Origin of the sequence: Ruegeria marisflavi (assembly GCF_025673445.1) — a bacterium.
GTDB classification, from domain to species: domain Bacteria; phylum Pseudomonadota; class Alphaproteobacteria; order Rhodobacterales; family Rhodobacteraceae; genus Ruegeria_B; species Ruegeria_B marisflavi.
On sequence record NZ_JAOVQN010000014.1, the window covers coordinates 80,388 to 96,165 of the forward strand.

The 15,778-nt window shown below is 63.2% G+C and carries 17 protein-coding genes; 12 read left to right on the forward strand and 5 right to left on the reverse strand.

Annotated features, from left to right (window positions below):
* Nucleotides 1-59: 59 nt before the first annotated feature.
* Nucleotides 60-980, reverse strand: coding sequence for a threonine/serine dehydratase (locus OEZ49_RS14280; RefSeq protein ID WP_263388941.1), 921 nt, complete (start codon nt 978-980; stop codon nt 60-62).
* A gap of 89 nt (nt 981-1,069) precedes the next feature.
* Here OEZ49_RS14280 and OEZ49_RS14285 point away from each other — a divergent pair, with 89 nt between their 5' ends.
* Together OEZ49_RS14285 and OEZ49_RS14290 are read left to right on the forward strand one after the other, a co-directional pair.
* Nucleotides 1,070-1,912, forward strand: coding sequence for an LOG family protein (locus tag OEZ49_RS14285; protein ID WP_263388942.1), 843 nt, complete (start codon nt 1,070-1,072; stop codon nt 1,910-1,912).
* 48 nt (nt 1,913-1,960) lie between these two features.
* On the forward strand, nt 1,961-2,248 hold the full coding sequence (locus OEZ49_RS14290) for a hypothetical protein (RefSeq protein ID WP_263388943.1): 288 nt from the start codon (nt 1,961-1,963) through the stop codon (nt 2,246-2,248).
* A gap of 16 nt (nt 2,249-2,264) precedes the next feature.
* On the opposite strand, the gene OEZ49_RS14295 is transcribed toward OEZ49_RS14290, so the two are convergent.
* A complete protein-coding gene (locus OEZ49_RS14295; protein WP_164131001.1) occupies nt 2,265-2,474 on the reverse strand; it encodes a hypothetical protein in 210 nt (69 codons plus the stop codon).
* Nucleotides 2,475-2,709: 235 nt separating this feature from the next.
* On the opposite strand from OEZ49_RS14295, the gene OEZ49_RS14300 reads away from it, so the two are divergent.
* On the forward strand, nt 2,710-3,828 hold the full coding sequence (locus tag OEZ49_RS14300; protein WP_263388944.1) for a cystathionine gamma-lyase: 1,119 nt from the start codon (nt 2,710-2,712) through the stop codon (nt 3,826-3,828).
* Nucleotides 3,829-3,831: 3 nt separating this feature from the next.
* Here OEZ49_RS14300 and OEZ49_RS14305 read toward each other — a convergent pair whose 3' ends face one another.
* Nucleotides 3,832-4,218: a hypothetical protein gene (locus OEZ49_RS14305; RefSeq protein ID WP_263388945.1), complete on the reverse strand. Its 387-nt coding sequence runs from the start codon at nt 4,216-4,218 to the stop codon at nt 3,832-3,834.
* A gap of 168 nt (nt 4,219-4,386) precedes the next feature.
* On the opposite strand from OEZ49_RS14305, the gene OEZ49_RS14310 reads away from it, so the two are divergent.
* A complete protein-coding gene (locus tag OEZ49_RS14310) occupies nt 4,387-5,307 on the forward strand; it encodes a DnaJ C-terminal domain-containing protein (protein ID WP_263388946.1) in 921 nt (306 codons plus the stop codon).
* Nucleotides 5,304-5,645 carry a hypothetical protein gene (locus OEZ49_RS14315; protein WP_263388947.1) on the forward strand — a complete coding sequence of 114 codons (342 nt, stop codon included), beginning with the start codon at nt 5,304-5,306 and terminating at the stop codon, nt 5,643-5,645. The genes OEZ49_RS14310 and OEZ49_RS14315 overlap by 4 nt, the downstream gene beginning before the upstream one ends.
* A gap of 3 nt (nt 5,646-5,648) precedes the next feature.
* Here OEZ49_RS14315 and rlmN read toward each other — a convergent pair whose 3' ends face one another.
* Together rlmN and pdxR are read right to left on the reverse strand one after the other, a co-directional pair.
* Entirely contained in the window at nt 5,649-6,836 is a 1,188-nt protein-coding gene (gene rlmN / locus OEZ49_RS14320; RefSeq protein WP_263388948.1) for a 23S rRNA (adenine(2503)-C(2))-methyltransferase RlmN, read from the reverse strand.
* 90 nt (nt 6,837-6,926) lie between these two features.
* Nucleotides 6,927-8,411, reverse strand: coding sequence for a MocR-like pyridoxine biosynthesis transcription factor PdxR (gene pdxR, locus OEZ49_RS14325; protein ID WP_263388949.1), 1,485 nt, complete (start codon nt 8,409-8,411; stop codon nt 6,927-6,929).
* 161 nt (nt 8,412-8,572) lie between these two features.
* Between pdxR and OEZ49_RS14330 the strand changes: the two genes are divergently transcribed.
* The 7 genes from OEZ49_RS14330 to xsc are packed head-to-tail and all read left to right on the forward strand — an operon-like array spanning nt 8,573 to nt 15,735.
* Nucleotides 8,573-9,589, forward strand: a complete 1,017-nt coding sequence (locus OEZ49_RS14330; RefSeq protein ID WP_263388950.1) for a TRAP transporter substrate-binding protein — start codon at nt 8,573-8,575, stop codon at nt 9,587-9,589.
* Nucleotides 9,590-9,647: 58 nt separating this feature from the next.
* The gene (locus OEZ49_RS14335) at nt 9,648-10,187 is read left to right on the forward strand and encodes a TRAP transporter small permease (protein WP_164130989.1); all 540 of its coding nucleotides are present in this window, start codon (nt 9,648-9,650) and stop codon (nt 10,185-10,187) included.
* A gap of 12 nt (nt 10,188-10,199) precedes the next feature.
* Nucleotides 10,200-11,540 carry a TRAP transporter large permease gene (locus OEZ49_RS14340; RefSeq protein ID WP_263388951.1) on the forward strand — a complete coding sequence of 447 codons (1,341 nt, stop codon included), beginning with the start codon at nt 10,200-10,202 and terminating at the stop codon, nt 11,538-11,540.
* Nucleotides 11,541-11,565: 25 nt separating this feature from the next.
* Nucleotides 11,566-12,075 (forward strand): universal stress protein, encoded by a 510-nt coding sequence (locus OEZ49_RS14345; protein WP_263388953.1) that lies wholly within the window; start codon nt 11,566-11,568, stop codon nt 12,073-12,075.
* 24 nt (nt 12,076-12,099) lie between these two features.
* A complete protein-coding gene (locus tag OEZ49_RS14350) occupies nt 12,100-12,486 on the forward strand; it encodes a nuclear transport factor 2 family protein (RefSeq protein WP_164130983.1) in 387 nt (128 codons plus the stop codon).
* 33 nt (nt 12,487-12,519) lie between these two features.
* Nucleotides 12,520-13,920, forward strand: coding sequence for an NAD(P)/FAD-dependent oxidoreductase (locus tag OEZ49_RS14355; protein ID WP_263388955.1), 1,401 nt, complete (start codon nt 12,520-12,522; stop codon nt 13,918-13,920).
* A 33-nt stretch (nt 13,921-13,953) separates the two neighbouring features.
* Complete coding sequence (xsc, locus tag OEZ49_RS14360) at nt 13,954-15,735, forward strand: sulfoacetaldehyde acetyltransferase (protein ID WP_263388956.1); 1,782 nt, start codon at nt 13,954-13,956, stop codon at nt 15,733-15,735.
* The last annotated feature ends 43 nt before the right edge of the window (nt 15,736-15,778 follow it).

Sequence of the window (15,778 nt, forward strand, 5' to 3'; positions counted from 1 at the left end):
GGCGCAATGCGACATGGCTTGAGCAGTTTGCGCCAAGCCTCCCAGCAGGCGCCGTCTTTTTAGCCCGCGAAGGGATCGGGCGCGATATTGCCGCCACAGACCAGCACCGCGACCCGTTCGCCCGGCTCCGACCGATAGGCGCCACACATCAGCGCCGCCAGCGCCGTGGCGCCCGCAGGCTCCACCAGGATCCGCCGTTCCGACCAGAGCGCGTGCTGCGCCTGGGCGATGGCGGCATCGGGCACCAGAACCGAGGTCACCGCCCCCTGCGAAAGCCCGAAACAGATCTCGCCGATCCGCCGCGCGCCCAGCGCATTTGCGGCAATACCCGACACATCGACATCGACCGGCCCATTCGCCGCCAGCGCAGCATGCAGGGCACAGGAGGTCTCCGGCTCGACCGCGACCACCTTACGCGCGCCCTGCCACCAGGTCAGTGCGCCTGCGATCAGGCCTCCGCCACCGACCGCGATCAGCACTGTATCGGCCTCCAGCCCCTGCGCGTCCCATTCGGCAAAACATGTCCCCTGCCCCGCCACCGTCAGCGGCGCATCATAGGCATGAATCTGCATCGCGCCGGTATCAGCCTCGTGCTGGCGCGCTAGCGTCAGTGCATTGGCATATTCACCCGGCACCACCGCGAGATCGGCACCAATGCCCCGGATCAGCGCGATCTTGGATGGGCCCGCAATCTCAGGCACGAATATCTTGGCCGGATGACCCAGCGCGCGCGCCGCATAGGCCGCCGCCGCCCCGTGATTTCCTCCCGAGGCGGCCACAACGCCAGCGGCGGGCACTTCGCTGGCCAGCAAGGTGTTGAATGCTCCGCGTGCCTTGAAACTGCCGGTATGCTGCATGTGCTCCAGCTTCATCTCGACCGGGTGGGACAGGCCGAACCCCTTCGTTGACATCACCGGCGTCACCTGCACATGCCCCGCGATACGCTCCGCCGCCGCCGAAATCTCTGCCGTCCAGTCCATCTCTCGCCCTCTTTGCCGCTCTGCCTCTGGCACTTGCCCCGCGAACCCTATAGCTCAGAGAGAAAGACGCAAGCAGGGAAGCCCGCGCCATGAGAGACGACCGCCAAAGCCCGTTCCGCGACGCCCATACCGACCGATCGACGGCACGCCACGTGCCGGATACGCCGCAGACCCGCTCGGCAGCCTACCGGCTCGCCTTTGCCGACGAAGATTTCCTGTGCCGCGACGAGCTGCGCCCGGTGCGGCTGCAACTGGAACTGCTCAAGCCGGAAATGATGATGGCCGAGCGCAACATCACCTCGACCGTGGTCCTGTTCGGCGGCGCCCGCATTCCCGCGCCCGCCAACAAGGACAAGGCGCGCACCCAGACGCTGGCGGAACTGTCGAAATACTATGACGAGGCGCGCGAATTCGCCCGCCTGATCACCGAGAAGTCGAAACTCAGCGGGTGCCAGGAAATGGTGATCTGCACCGGCGGCGGCCCCGGCGTGATGGAGGCGGGCAACCGGGGCGCGCAAGAGGCGGGCGGCTGTTCCATCGGGCTCAACATCGTGCTGCCGCACGAACAGGCGCCGAACGCCTATGTGACGCCGGAACTGAGCTTCAACTTCCACTATTTCGCGATCCGCAAGATGCATTTTCTGATGCGCGCGCGGGCGATTACCATCTTTCCCGGCGGGTTCGGCACGCTGGACGAGCTGTTCGAATCCCTGACCCTGATCCAGACCGGCCGTATGGAGCGGGTGCCCTTCCTGCTCTTCGGGCGTGAGTTCTGGGAGCGGGTGATCAACTGGAAAGCGCTGGCCGATGCCGGCACGATCTCGGCCGAGGATCTGGACCTGTTCCGCTTTGTCGAAACCGCGCAAGAGGCGGTGGAGATCATCGAAAACTGGGAACCGGCGCCCCCACGCGACAGTATTCCCGGCCGCTGAGGCGATTCGTGCTAGACTGTCCTCGCTGAGCCAAGGCGGGAGGACGTGATGGCCTATGTGACGGTATCCAGCTGGACCTATGATGCGTCGTTGAACGAGACGGCGCTGATCGCCAGCGCGCGGGACAAACTGAACCAGATCAAGGCGATGGGCGCAGTGGGCGGCCATCTTGTACGGATAAGCCCGACCGAGGGGCTGATCGTGATGATCTATCCCGACGAAGGCACCTGGAACCGCGTGCGGGACACGGTCCTGCACATGCGCAAGGATACCGACCCGGCCGAAGGCGGTACCATGACCCGGGCCATGGGCGGACCTGCGGCAGTTTCGGTCTGACCGGAGCGGGCCCCGGTCAGTTCATATGTGTGGGCAGAATACCCAGTTCGATGCCCTGCGGCAGTTTGGTCACCACCTGGGCGCCCTTGACGTCCTTGATGGCATAGCCGTAGCCCATCAACCGGAATTTCCACTCGCGCGCGCTCAGCGCCTTGGCCCGTTCGCGTTGCAGCAGGTCCAGAACGCCTGCCTCAATCATTGCGCCACCGATATCTGCCTGTGCCATTTCCTGTCCTCCATGGCGTTGTTGCCAATTTCGAAACTGACTGTTGATCAGGGCGGAAATTGAACACGAATGAGGAAAAACAAGGGCGGGCAAAAAAGGGGGCTCTGCCCCCGCCGCAGCAGAGCCGCGGCTCCCCCGGAGTATTTCAGACCAGAAAGAAGCGCAAACGCGCGCGCCTCTTTCAGCCCTGCGGACAGGGTGCTAGACCTGCGTCGAAGATCATTGGAGACCTTGAATGGACGACACCGAACGCCAAGGCCCCGACATGGGCGCCTTTCTGCATCTGCGTGGCAATGCCTTGTCCAAAGGCGATCCTGTGGCCCTGCCGCTGGTACAGTCCAGCATGTATCACCTGCCCGGCGAGCCGGGGAGTTTCTCCAACTACGGCCGCGTGCACAACGCGACCTGGGTGGCGCTGGAACATGCGCTGGAGCATCTCGAAGCGGCGCCCTGCCGCGTCTTTCCGTCCGGCATGGGGGCGATCTCGGCGGCGCTGTTTGCAACGCTGAAGGCGGGCCAGCGGCTCTTGATCCCCGGCGATGGCTATTACGTGACGCGGCTGTTGTCCGACCGCTACTTGCGCCAGCTCGGGGTCGAGGTGGTGGAGCGTCCGACTGCGGAATTCGCCGCCGGAGGGTTTGCCGGGTTTGACGTAGTGTTCCTGGAAACGCCGTCGAACCCTGGCCTGGACCTGATCGACCTCGCGGCCGTCGCGGGTGCGGTGCGCGCTGCGGGCGGGATCACGATCTGCGACAACACCACGATGACGCCGCTGGGGCAGCGGCCGCTCGACCTGGGCATCGACATGGTGGTCGCCTCGGACACCAAGGCGATGGGCGGCCATTCCGACCTGCTGATGGGTCATGTCGCCACCCGCGACAGTGACCTGTTGCAGGCGGTGGACGATTGGCGCCGCATTTCCGGCGCCATCCCCGGCCCACACGAGGCCTGGCTCTTGCATCGCGGGCTGGAGACGCTGGAAGTGCGGTACGACCGGATGTGCTCCTCGGCCGAGGTTCTGGCCCCGCGCCTGGCCCAACATCCCGTGGTCAGGGCGGTCCGGTACCCGGGCCTGCCGACCGACCCGGCGCATAATCTGGCGCGCGGCCAGATGCAGCGGTTTGGTTTCCTGATGTCGCTGACGCTGGAAAATGCCGTCAAGGCCGAGCGGTTCATCAACACATGCCCGCTGCTGCGACCGGCCACCTCGTTCGGCGGTGTGCACAGCTCGGCCGAGCGCCGCATCCGCTGGGGCGATGCGGTCGATCCCGGCTTTGTCCGCCTCTCGATCGGCTGCGAGCCGGTTGAAGAACTGTGGCAGGCGTTGAAAACGTCGCTCGACGGGGTGGTCTGAGCGCTATTTCGCCTTGTTTTCCCGCAGTTCCTTGAACACGTAGATCGGCAGGACGATCCCGGCGATCAGCGCCCCGATCCAGACCAAGAGCGTGGCGAGCAACAGGTTCGTCACGCCGCCGATCACCAGGCCGGATGTCAGCATCTCGGTCACGAGCAGGCCCACAAAGATGACGACCAGAGCCACCCCGCCCTGGAGCGCGGGCAGGTTCTTTTCGCTGAGCTTGTTGATCAGCGGCCCCGCCACCACCTGAATCAGCGAAAAGATTGCCACGACAAAAATGAACGACAGGGGCGCGATGGAAAACCCGTCGAGCAAGAGCGCGGCCAGCAAAAGGCCTATGGCGTTGCCGGCCAGAATGGCCGCAATTGACAGCATGGTGCGATACACGTCCGATACTCCCCGTTAATCTTTATCGGATGTTATACTTCCGAGGCGGAAAAACCAGAAAAACCGCCACTTGGGTCGCTGCGCCAAGACGCCTCTTTGCGGCATCGCTTACCCCGTGCTCTAATCCCCGGCGCAGGAAACGCGCCAGACACGGATGACGAGCCAGACATGAGCACCGACCCCTATGCGGCCCTTGGCCTGTCCAAGACAGCGTCGCAGGATGAAATCAAGAAAGCGTATCGCAAGATCGCCAAGGAGTGTCACCCGGACCTGAAACCGGGGGATACCGCCGCCGAAGCGCGGTTCAAGGCGGCCGCTGCGGCCTATGACCTGCTGAAAGATCCCGAAACCCGCGCCCGGTTCGACCGGGGCGAGGTCGACGCCTCGGGCCAGGAGAAACCGCAGCAACAGTATTACCGCAGCTATTCCGAGGCCGCCGGCAACCCCTATCGCCGCGCCCAGGCACAGGGCGAGTACGAGGACATGTCCGATATCTTTGCCGAGTTCATGCGCAGGCAGGGCGGTGCGGGACGTTCCCAAGAATTTCGCGCGCCGGGGCAGGATCGCCGCTATGCGATGCAGATCTCGTTTCTCGATGCGGTGTTTGGCGCGACCAAACCGATCACTTTACCCAATGGCGACCGGCTCGAGGTCAGCATCCCGGTTGGCGTCGCCGATGGCCAGACGATCCGGCTGCGCGGCAAGGGGGATCCGGGCTTTGGCGGCGGGCCTGCGGGCGATGCGCTGGTCACGATCTCGGTGGCGCCACACCCCGTTTTCCGGCGCGAGGGCGACGATATTCACCTGACCCTGCCGATCACACTGGACGAGGCGGTTCTGGGCGGCAAGGTGGCGACGCCGACCATCGACGGGCCGGTCGCCGTAACCATCCCGCCCGGCACCAGCACCGGCAAGACACTGCGGCTCAAGGGCAAGGGCGTGCGCCAGCGCGGCGGAACCGGGCGGGGCGACCAACTGGTTGAGATTACGATCGTCATGCCCGACCGCGTCGACGACGGGTTGCGCGATTTCATGGAAAACTGGCGCAAATCCCATTCCTACAACCCAAGAAAGGGGATGCCGACATGACCCCGTTCTTCAGCGAGAGCGAAGTCATCGCCCGTGTGTCACGCCTGACCGAGGGGCGTCTGGTCGAATATTGCGCGGCCCATATCGTGATCCCGGCCCAGACCGAGACCGGCCCGATGTATCAGGAGATCGATATCGCGCGGCTGGAACTGGCCTGTGACCTGCACGACCAGTACGAAGCCGAGCCCGAGACCATCGGCCTGATGATCTCGCTGATCGACCAGTTGCACGGGCTTCGCGCCGAGATGCGCGGGTTGGTGCAGGCGCTCAACGCGCAGCCCGACGAGGTCCGGCGCGACATTGCCAACCGGCTCATCAGCCATCGGTTCGGCGACTGAGCGTCAGTCGCCCAGACCGGCCTCGGCCTCAATCTGCTTTCTGGATTTGCGCGCCCGTTCGGTGGCCGATTTCAACTGCCCGCAGGCGGCCATGATATCGTCGCCGCGCGTCTTGCGGATCGGCGCGGCATAGCCCGCCTGATAGATGATGTTGGCGAATGCGCGGATACGGTTGTTCGACGACCGCTTATAAGGCGCGCCGGGCCATTCGTTGAACGGGATCAGGTTGATCTTGGCCGGGATCTTGTGGCGCTTGATATGGTCCAGCAGGCGATAGGCATCGGCGTCGCTGTCGTTCACCCCGTCCAGCATCACGTATTCAAAGGTAATCCGCTCGGAGTTCGACGCATTGGGATAGGCCGCCAGCGCGGTCAGCAGCTCTTCGATGTTCCAGCGCTTGTTGATCGGCACCAGCACGTCGCGCACCTCGTCCGTCGTGGCATGGAACGAGATCGCGAGAAGGCACCCGATCTCTTCCGCCGTCCGCGCGATCTCGGGCACTACACCGCTGGTCGACAGGGTGATGCGCCGACGCGACAGCTGGATGCCTTCGGGGTCCATGGCGATCTTCATCGCGTCGCGCACGTTCTCGAAATTATAGAGCGGCTCGCCCATGCCCATCAGCACGATGTTGGACAACAGGCGGGTTTCATCCTTGGGCGCACCGGGAACGGGCCATTCGCCCAGATCATCGCGCGCCATCATGATCTGGCCCACGATCTCGGCGGCGGTCAGATTGCGCACCAGCTTCTGGGTACCGGTATGGCAAAAAGAACAGGTCAGCGTGCAGCCCACCTGCGACGAGATACACAGCGTGCCGCGATCCTCTTCAGGGATATAGACCACCTCCACCTCGTGCCCGCCCGCGATGCGGACCAGGTATTTGCGGGTGCCGTCCTCGGACACCTGCCGGGTCACGACTTCGGGGATTTCGATGGTGAAATGCTCGGCCAGTTGCGCGCGATACGCCTTGGCCAGGTTGGTCATCGCATCAAAATCGCGCACGCCCCATTGATAGATCCATTGCCAGATCTGGCCCACCCGCATCTTGGCCTGTTTCTCGGGCGTGCCATGTACGATCAGCACCTCGCGCATCCGGTCGCGGGTCAGCCCGACAAGGTTGATCTTTCCCTCAGGCAGCTTGCGGGGAAGGGTCAGGACATCCTGGGTGATCGGGGCTTTGACGGACATGGACAGACTCGGGTCTCGGAAGTGAATGTGCCTCTATATAGGAAACCCGGCGAAGATCAAAAGATTTCGCCTTGGCGCCGGGCAGGTCGCTCAGCGCGACAGCAGCCGGCCCGAATGTTCCGCGATCAGCGCGATGCCCCGTTCGATGCGATCCACCGGGATCGAAGAAAACCCCAGCCGAAAGAACGGGCACGGCCCATCCAGACGATCAAAGAACGGAGCGCCGGGCTCGATCAGCACCCCGTCCTGCAAGAGGCTGTGCGCAAGCTCGGTTGAATCGAGTCCATCCGGCCCCTTGACCCAAAGGCTGGATCCGCCAAATCGCGCCGCACCCGCGATCTCGAAATTGTGCGCCTCCAACGCGGCCTGCATCGCCTCGCGGCGGCGCGCGTACTGCTGCCGCATATCGCGGATCTGCATGTCGAAATGGCCCTGCGCCATGAAATATGCCGCCGTCCGCTGCTGGTGCCCGGCCGGATGGCGCAGCATCAGCGACCGCAATTCGCGCGCCTCGGCGATCACACTGCGCGGACCGACCAGATACCCCAGCCTGAGGCCCGGAAACAGCGATTTCGAGAAACTGCCGACATACAGCACCCGGCCCGTCCGGTCAAAGGCCTTCAGCGCCGGGCTGGGCGGTTCGAGATAGCTCATCTCGAACTCGTAATCATCCTCCACCACGATGAAATCATGGGTTTCGGCATAGGCCAGCAATTGTAGCCGCCGCGCCTTGGGCATGGTGATACTGGTGGGCGCGTGGTGGCTGGGCGTGACAAAGACCGCATCCGTGCCCGGCGGAATCCGGTTGGGCGGCAACCCGTGCTCGTCGATGTCGATCGTCTCCACCTCTGCCCCGTGCCACCGCAGGGCAGCCACGGTATCGGGGTATCCCGGGTTTTCGCACACCGCGCGCAGCCCCCGGCGCGCCAAGAGCGCGATGATCAACCAAAGGGCGTTCTGCGCGCCCACGGTCACAAGGATCTGGTCCGGGTCGGCCGAGATACCGCGCCGGGGTAGGGTCCGCGCCCGGATATAGTTGACAAGCAACGGATCATCCGCCGTGACCATATCCCCCGCCATCGCATCGAAATCGCGGGTGCCCAGCGCTTGCCGCGCACAGTTGCGCCACGCGGTATGGTTGAACAGCGCCGTATCCATCTGCCCGTAAACAAAGGAAAACGGCAAGCTGCGCCAGTCCACCGGCTTCAGCACCCGCCGCCGGGTCGCCAGCGTATCGGACAGGAATCGCTCCCAGCGCCCCGAGGATCCATCGGACCAGTCCGGGTCGCTGACAGCGATCCGGTGCGCCGCGCCCGACTCGGCAACGCGGTATCCGGCACGGCTGATCGATTCGACATATCCCTGCGCGACCAGTTCCTGATAGGCCAGCGTCACCGTCATTCTTGCAATCCCAAGATGAGACGCCAGCTGGCGCGAAGACGGCAGAGCAGTCCCGGGCGGAGCTTGCTGGGACAGGATCGCCGCAATCACCGTTTCCCGGATTTGCCCCTGCAAGGGGCGTTTCGACTGTTTGTCAAGAAAGAATATGTCCGGAGGAACACGTGTTTTGATCATATGCTAAATTTTGACTTCTTTCTGGTCTAAGTCAAATACAAAACTGGCCCTAACGTGTTTTTGGGTCGGCCGATAGGTAGCGCCATCCCCGCCGCGGTCGGGAGGAATATGGCAGCGGCGGGTCATTCGCGTTTTGCGCGAACGTCAACCTGGAGGATTTCATGACATTCCTATCCCACTTCAAACCCGCAGCCGCCGTTGCCATCGCCGCCCTGATGATCGGCGCCGGTGCCGCTGACGCGAAGAACTTCAAGATCGCCGTCGGCGACAGCGCAGGCAGCGCTCAGGAAGCCACCGGCAAGGCCTTTGTCGCCGCGCTCGAAGAGAAATCCGGCGGCAAGCACACCGCCACACTTTTCCTCAACGGCCAGCTCGGCTCCGAAGAAGTGACCGTCAACGATGCCGCGATGGGCACGCTCGACATGTCGCTCCTGGCGATCAACAACATCACGCCCTATTCGCCCACCGTTGGCGTGTTCTCGCTGCCCTACGTCATCCTCAGCCTTGAAGAGGCCGAAAAGCTGACCCAGGGCCCGATCGGCGAGGAACTGACCCAGAACACCATCAACGACGCCGGCGTTCGCATCATCGCCTGGACCTATACCGGCTTCCGCGTGCTGACCAACTCCAAGAAGCCGGTGAAATCGGTGGCCGATCTTCAGGGCCTGGTCGTGCGCGTCCCCAAGAACGAGATCATGATCGACACCTACAAGGCCTGGGGCATCAACCCGACGCCGATGGCCTGGTCCGAAACCTTCACCGCGCTGCAACAGCAGGTCGTTGACGGGCAGGACAACCCGTATCTGACCGTGAACGCGATGAAGTTCTACGAAGTCCAGAAATACATCACCAACATCCGCTACATCTTCTCGATCGAACCGCTGATCATTTCCGAAAGCCTGTTCCAGGGCCTATCGGCTGACGAGCAGCAGATGATCCTCGACGCTGGCCAGGCCGCAACCCAGGCCAGCGCCCAGTTCCTGCGCGACTCCGAGGCCGCGATCAAGCAGGACCTGCTCGCCAAGGGCATGGAGATCTCCGATCCGGAAAACGGCGAGGAAGAGTTCATCAAGCTGGCGACCGAAGCCGTCTGGCCCAAGTTCTACGACTCGATCGGCGGCGTGGAAAAGCTCAACGCCGTTCTGGAAACGCTCGGCCGCGCGCCGGTTCAGCAGTGACGCTTTGAACGAACGGCGCGCGCCCGCCCGGCGCGCGCCACCTCAGGGAGGAGGCGCAATGAGCAAGTTCTGGTACGTCGTCAACAATATCGAAAGCTATATCTGCCGGATTCTTCTGGTGCTGTTCGTGGGGCTTCTGTTCACACAGATCCTGTCGCGGCAATTCTTCGACTACTCGTTCTCGTGGATCGAGGAACTGTCGGTCTACATGTTCGTCTGGTTCGTTTTCTTCGGCGCCAGCTATGCCGCCAAGATGAGCGCCCATAACCGCGTCACCTTTCAGTTCAAGCTCTTCCCGGCCTCGTGGGCGAAGTATTTCGAAGGGTTTGCCGACCTCTTCTGGCTGTTCTTCAACGTCTACTTCATCTACCTGACGATCGACTTCATCTTCTTCAAGATGAACAAGTTTCAGTCTTCCCAGACACTTGGAATCCATCTGAGCTGGGTCTACATCGCCCTGCCCATCGCCTTCACGCTGATGACGATCCGCATCCTCCAGGTGAACTGGCGCCGCCTCGTCAAGGGCGAAGAGATCGCCGATCCCGACAAGATCGACCTCGACGACCTGAAGTCCCAACAGCAATCCGACGTCAAGTAAGGGGCATTCGCCATGGAAAACGAAATCGTCACCATCCTGTTCGGCTCGTTCCTGGTCCTGCTGCTGATCGGCGCGCCGATCACCGTGGCCCTGGGTGTCGCGTCGCTGATCTCCTTCCTCTATCTCGATGAAAACCCGATCAAGTTCGTGCAGATCGCCTTTACCTCGGTGGGCTCCTTCCCGCTGATGGCCCTGCCCGCCTTTATCCTGGCCGGCGCCCTGATGGAGGCCGCAGGCATTTCCAAGCGGCTGATCAACATCGCCGAGAGCCTCGCCGGTCCCTTCACCGGCGGCATGGGCGCCGCCACGGTGGTGGGCTGCCTGTTCTTCGGCGCGATCTCGGGATCTGGTCCGGCCACCACGGCAGCCGTCGGCATGCTGATGATCCCGGCGATGATCCAGCGCGGCTACGACCGTGGCTATGCCTCGGCGGTCACCGCCTCGGCCGGGGGTCTTGGCATCGTCATCCCGCCCTCGATCCCGCTGGTGATCTTCGGCATCGCGGCGCTAGGCATGGTGCCCCCGCCCGAAGCGGTCGAGAAATTCGGCACCTTCCAGTCGGTCTCGATCCCGGTCCTGTTCATCGCGGGCTTCGTCCCGGCCTTTGTCATCGCCGGAAGCCTCCTGATCATGAACTACATCCTGAGCCGCAAACATGGCTACACAGGCATGACCGAGGGCTGGTCTGCCCGCAACATCCTGTGCGAGCTTTACCGGGGCTTCTGGTCGCTGATGGCGCCGGTCGTGATCCTCGGCGGTATCTACACCGGCTGGTTCACCCCGACCGAGGCCGCCATCGTCGCGATCTTCTACACGCTCTTCGTCGGTGTGTTCATCTACCGCGAACTGAATTTCGACTCGATCAACCGTTCGCTCGAAACCACGACCTGGCTCACCGGCCGCGTGCTGCTGATCCTGTTCACCGCCACCGTCTTTGGCCGGCTTCTGGTCGAAAACCAGATCCCCGCGATCATCGCCAACGGCATGCTGTCGCTGACCGACAACCTCTACATCATCTGGACACTGATCATCTTCTTCCTGCTGTTCGTTGGCATGTTCATGGAAACGCTGGCGGCGATCCTGATCCTGGCGCCGGTGATGCTGCCGGTGGCCTATTCCATGGGGATCGACCCGGTCCATTTCGGGGTGGTGATGATCTGTACGCTTGGCATCGGTTTCCAGACCCCGCCGCTGGGTGAAAACCTGTTCATCGCATCGGGCATCTCGAACATCTCGATTGAGACGATCTCGCTGCGCGCGCTGCCTTTCGCTGCGGTCAACACGATCGCGATCTTCATCATCGCCCTCTTCCCGCAGCTCTCGCTCTGGTTGCCGCGTATGATGGGCTACTGACGTCATTCCCGACAGGAAAACACCGATGAAACCGACGATCACCAATATCCTCTTTGCCACCAGCCTGTCGCAGAACTCCACCTATGCGCTGCGCCATGCCGCCAGCCTGGCCGAGGTCACAGGGGCGCAGATCCACGTCCTGCATGTCAACGAACCCCTGTCCGATGACGCCAGGGTGACGCTTGAGATGTTCATCCTCAACACCGAGACCCGCGAAAAGGCGGTCCAGCGCCGCCACGAGATGGTCAAGCAGATACTGGCAGAACGTCAGCAGCGATTCTGGGCGGCGCTGGATGCCGAAGGCACCCGTATCCGCGACCAGGTGACCTCGATCGAGGTGGTCGATGGCCACCCGGCCGACGCGATCCTGCGTCGGGCCAAGGAACTCGGCTGCGACCTGATCGTGCTGGGCGCGCATGATCACGGGTTCACCCACACCTTCCTCGGCACGGTCGCCACCCGCGTCCTGCGCCGCGCCGACATCCCGACGCTGGTCGTTCCCTATCGGGAACACAGCCAGCTGATCCAGAAATAACACCCAAATACCGGAGATATTCCCATGACCAAGACCCTCACCGCCCAGGACCTCGCCGATACGTTCGACGCCTTCAACCGTCACGACGTCGATGCCGTGATGACCCATTTCGCCGATGACTGCGTGTTCTACACCGTCGGCGGCGATCATGCCTATGGCAACAAGGTCGAAGGCGCCGAGGCCATCGCCAACGCTTTCTCCGCCGTCTGGGCCGGGATGAAGGATGCGCATTGGGACCACCACAGCCACTTTGTCCATGGTGACCGCGCCGTGTCGGAATGGACCTTCTCCGGCACCGACGCCAACGGCATGCGGATCGAGGCGCAGGGCGCCGATCTCTTTACCCTGCGCGACGGCATGATCGTGGTGAAGCAGGCCCTGCGCAAATCGCGTCCCGCCTTCAAAGCCTGACCAACCCGCCGCCCTTCATACAGGAACACTTTCATGGCTCAAGATCTGCGGCCACGTCACTGGCCCAAGGCCACCTACGATCCGAAATACGATCCGATCATCGATGCGGGCCCCGGCCATAACCGGGACCATGCGCCGACCTACTGGATCGGCACCGCCGGCACTCCGCCCGAGGATGACGGCCCGGTGTCGCACGACATGGATGTCGATGTCGTCATCATCGGCTCGGGCTATACCGGGCTGTCCACCGCGATCCACCTGGCAAAGGAACACGGCATCAAGGCCACCGTGCTCGAGGCCAATACCGTCGCCTGGGGTTGTTCCACCCGCAACGGCGGGCAGGCGCAGATCTCGTCCGGCCGTCTCAAGCGGTCGCAATGGATCGAACGCTGGGGCGTCGATACCGCCAAAATGATGCATGCCGAGGTCTGCGAAGCGTTCGAGCTGTTCAACGACCTGATCGGCTCGGACGATATCGACTGCGATCCGCAGACGGGCGGGCATTACTACATCGCCCACCGCGCCAAGGTGATGCCCAAGCTGGAAAAGGAAAGCAAACTCCTGAACGAGACCTTCGGCTATGGCTCGCGCATCCTCGGCCGCGAAGAGCTGCACGAGGAACACGTCAAGGATCAAGAGGCCCATGGCGCCATGTGGGAGCCGGACGGCACCTGCATTCACGCGGGCAAACTGGCCTTCAGCTATATCCGCCTGGCGCGCAAGCTGGGGGCCAAGATCCACACCGCCAGCCCGGTGATGGGCTGGGTGGTCAAGGACGGCGTGCATCACCTGACAACGCCGGGTGGCACGGTGCGCGCCCGCGCGGTTGCGCTGGCCACGGCCGGCTATACGCCGCCGGGCCTCAACCATCGCACCAAGCACCGGCTGATGCCGATCCTGTCCAACTCGATCGTCACACGCCCGCTGACGGACGAAGAGCTTGCCGAATGCGGGATAAAGACGCATTCGCCGCTTACCGACACCCGGACGCTGCGCCACTATTACCGGCTGCTGCCCGACGGGCGAATGCAGATCGGCAGCCGCAGCGCCATCACTGGGCGGGATGCGGAAAACCCCAAGCATCTCGCGCTGCTGCGCACAGGGCTGCACCGGAAATTCCCGGCGCTGACCGGAATTGATCTCGACTATTCCTGGTGGGGATGGGTGGATGTCAGCCACGACATGATGCCGCGCATCTTCCAGCCCGACCGTGACCGCACCGTCTATTACGCGATGGGCTATGGCGGCAACGGCGTGATGTACTCGGCCCAGGCCGGCAAACGCCTGGCCGAGCTGGTCTCGGGCAAGGGCATTCCGGTCGACCTGCCGATCTTCAACTCGCCCCTGCCCAGCCACGGCGTCCTGACCCCGTTCCGCAGGCTCGGCCAGCGCTTCATGTACCACTGGTACCACCTGAACGACGAAATTCTTTAACCCCTCCCCCTGTTTCCAAGATTGGAGCCCCATATGAAAATGACCACCGAAGAGGCCTTTGTTAAGGTCCTGCAAATGCACGGCATCGACAATGCTTTTGGCATTATCGGGTCCGCGATGATGCCGATCTCCGACCTGTTCCCGGCCGCCGGGATCAAGTTCTGGGATTGCGCGCATGAAACCTCGGGCGGGATGATCGCCGATGGTTACACCCGCTCGACCGGCAAGATGTCGATGATGATCGCGCAGAACGGCCCGGGCATCACCAACTTCGTCACCCCGGTGAAAACCGCCTACTGGAACCACACGCCGCTGCTGCTGGTGACACCGCAGGCGGCCAACCGCACCATCGGCCAGGGCGGTTTCCAGGAGATCGAGCAGATGAAACTGTTCGAGGACATGGTCTGCTATCAGGAAGAGGTTCGCGACCCCTCGCGCATGGCCGAAGTGCTGAACCGGGTGATCGAAAAGGCCTGGCGCGGCTCGGCGCCCGCGCAGATCAACATCCCGCGCGATTTCTGGACCCAAGTCATCGACATCGAACTGCCTCAGATCATCCGGCTGGAGCGCCCCGCAGGCGGTGCCGATGCGGTCAAGGCCGCGGCCAAGCTGCTGTCCGAGGCCGAATTCCCGGTCATCCTGAACGGCGCGGGCGTGGTTCTGTCGGGTGCCATCGACGCGTCGGCCCGTCTGGCCGAGGCGCTCGACGCGCCGGTCTGCTGCAACTACCAGCACAACGATGCCTTCCCGGGCAACCATCCGCTGTCGGTCGGCCCGCTGGGCTACAACGGGTCCAAAGCGGCGATGGAACTGATCCAGAAGGCCGATGTGGTACTGGCCCTGGGCAACCGCCTGAACCCTTTCTCGACCCTGCCGGGCTATGGCATCAACTACTGGCCGACCCAGGCCAAGATCATCCAGGTCGACATCAACTCGGACCGGATCGGCCTGACCAAAAAGGTCGACGTAGCGATCCAGGGCGACGCCCGCATGGTGGCCGAGCAATTGCTGGCGCAGCTTGCCGACGGTGCCGGCGACAAGGGCCGCGACGAACGCCGCGACCTGATCGCCACCACAAAGTCGCGCTGGGCGCAGGAACTCAGCTCGATGGATCACGAGGATGACACCGACGAGGGCATCACCTGGAACGCCCGCGCCCGCGCGGCCAAGCCCGACCACATGAGCCCGCGTCAGGCCTGGCGCGCGATCATGGCGGCGATGCCCGAAGACGCGATCATCTCGTCCGACATCGGCAACAACTGCGCCATCGGCAACGCCTATCCTTCCTTCAACAAGGGCCGGAAATACCTGGCGCCGGGCCTCTTCGGTCCCTGCGGCTATGGCCTGCCCGCGATCCTCGGCGCCAAGATCGGCTGCCCGGATACGCCGGTGATCGGCTTTGCCGGGGACGGCGCATTCGGCATCTCGATGAACGAGATGACCGCCTGCGGCCGCGGCGACTGGCCCGCAATCACCATGGTGGTTTTCCGCAACTACCAGTGGGGCGCGGAAAAGCGCAACACGACGCTGTGGTTCGACGACAACTTCGTCGGCACCGAACTGAACCTCGACGTCAACTATGCCAAGATCGCCGAGGGCTGCGGCCTCAAGGGCGTGCAGGTCACGACGATGGAACAGCTCACCGAGGTTTTGCGCACCGCCGTGCAGGAACAGATGAAGGAGGGGATCACCACCTTTATCGAGGTCGTGCTGAACCAGGAACTGGGCGAACCCTTCCGCCGCGACGCGATGAAGAGACCGGTCCAGGTCGCCGGGATCAACCGCGACGACATGCGCACCCAACAGGTCGCCTGATCGCCGAACCCTGATCCGAAAAGGGGGGCGGGCACGACCTGCC

Excerpts from the sequence above, each read along its gene's own strand:
- pdxR (WP_263388949.1), bottom strand. The coding sequence starts at position 8,411 with ATGATCAAAACACGTGTTCCTCCGGACATATTCTTTCTTGACAAACAG.
- OEZ49_RS14350 (WP_164130983.1), top strand. The coding sequence starts at position 12,100 with ATGACCAAGACCCTCACCGCCCAGGACCTCGCCGATACGTTCGACGCC.
- OEZ49_RS14310 (WP_263388946.1), top strand. The coding sequence starts at position 4,387 with ATGAGCACCGACCCCTATGCGGCCCTTGGCCTGTCCAAGACAGCGTCG.
- OEZ49_RS14345 (WP_263388953.1), top strand. The coding sequence starts at position 11,566 with ATGAAACCGACGATCACCAATATCCTCTTTGCCACCAGCCTGTCGCAG.
- OEZ49_RS14290 (WP_263388943.1), top strand. The coding sequence starts at position 1,961 with ATGGCCTATGTGACGGTATCCAGCTGGACCTATGATGCGTCGTTGAAC.
- rlmN (WP_263388948.1), bottom strand. The coding sequence starts at position 6,836 with ATGTCCGTCAAAGCCCCGATCACCCAGGATGTCCTGACCCTTCCCCGC.
- xsc (WP_263388956.1), top strand. The coding sequence starts at position 13,954 with ATGAAAATGACCACCGAAGAGGCCTTTGTTAAGGTCCTGCAAATGCAC.
- OEZ49_RS14335 (WP_164130989.1), top strand. The coding sequence starts at position 9,648 with ATGAGCAAGTTCTGGTACGTCGTCAACAATATCGAAAGCTATATCTGC.
- OEZ49_RS14315 (WP_263388947.1), top strand. The coding sequence starts at position 5,304 with ATGACCCCGTTCTTCAGCGAGAGCGAAGTCATCGCCCGTGTGTCACGC.
- OEZ49_RS14300 (WP_263388944.1), top strand. The coding sequence starts at position 2,710 with ATGGACGACACCGAACGCCAAGGCCCCGACATGGGCGCCTTTCTGCAT.
- OEZ49_RS14295 (WP_164131001.1), bottom strand. The coding sequence starts at position 2,474 with ATGGCACAGGCAGATATCGGTGGCGCAATGATTGAGGCAGGCGTTCTG.
- OEZ49_RS14355 (WP_263388955.1), top strand. The coding sequence starts at position 12,520 with ATGGCTCAAGATCTGCGGCCACGTCACTGGCCCAAGGCCACCTACGAT.
- OEZ49_RS14330 (WP_263388950.1), top strand. The coding sequence starts at position 8,573 with ATGACATTCCTATCCCACTTCAAACCCGCAGCCGCCGTTGCCATCGCC.
- OEZ49_RS14340 (WP_263388951.1), top strand. The coding sequence starts at position 10,200 with ATGGAAAACGAAATCGTCACCATCCTGTTCGGCTCGTTCCTGGTCCTG.
- OEZ49_RS14285 (WP_263388942.1), top strand. The coding sequence starts at position 1,070 with ATGAGAGACGACCGCCAAAGCCCGTTCCGCGACGCCCATACCGACCGA.
- OEZ49_RS14280 (WP_263388941.1), bottom strand. The coding sequence starts at position 980 with ATGGACTGGACGGCAGAGATTTCGGCGGCGGCGGAGCGTATCGCGGGG.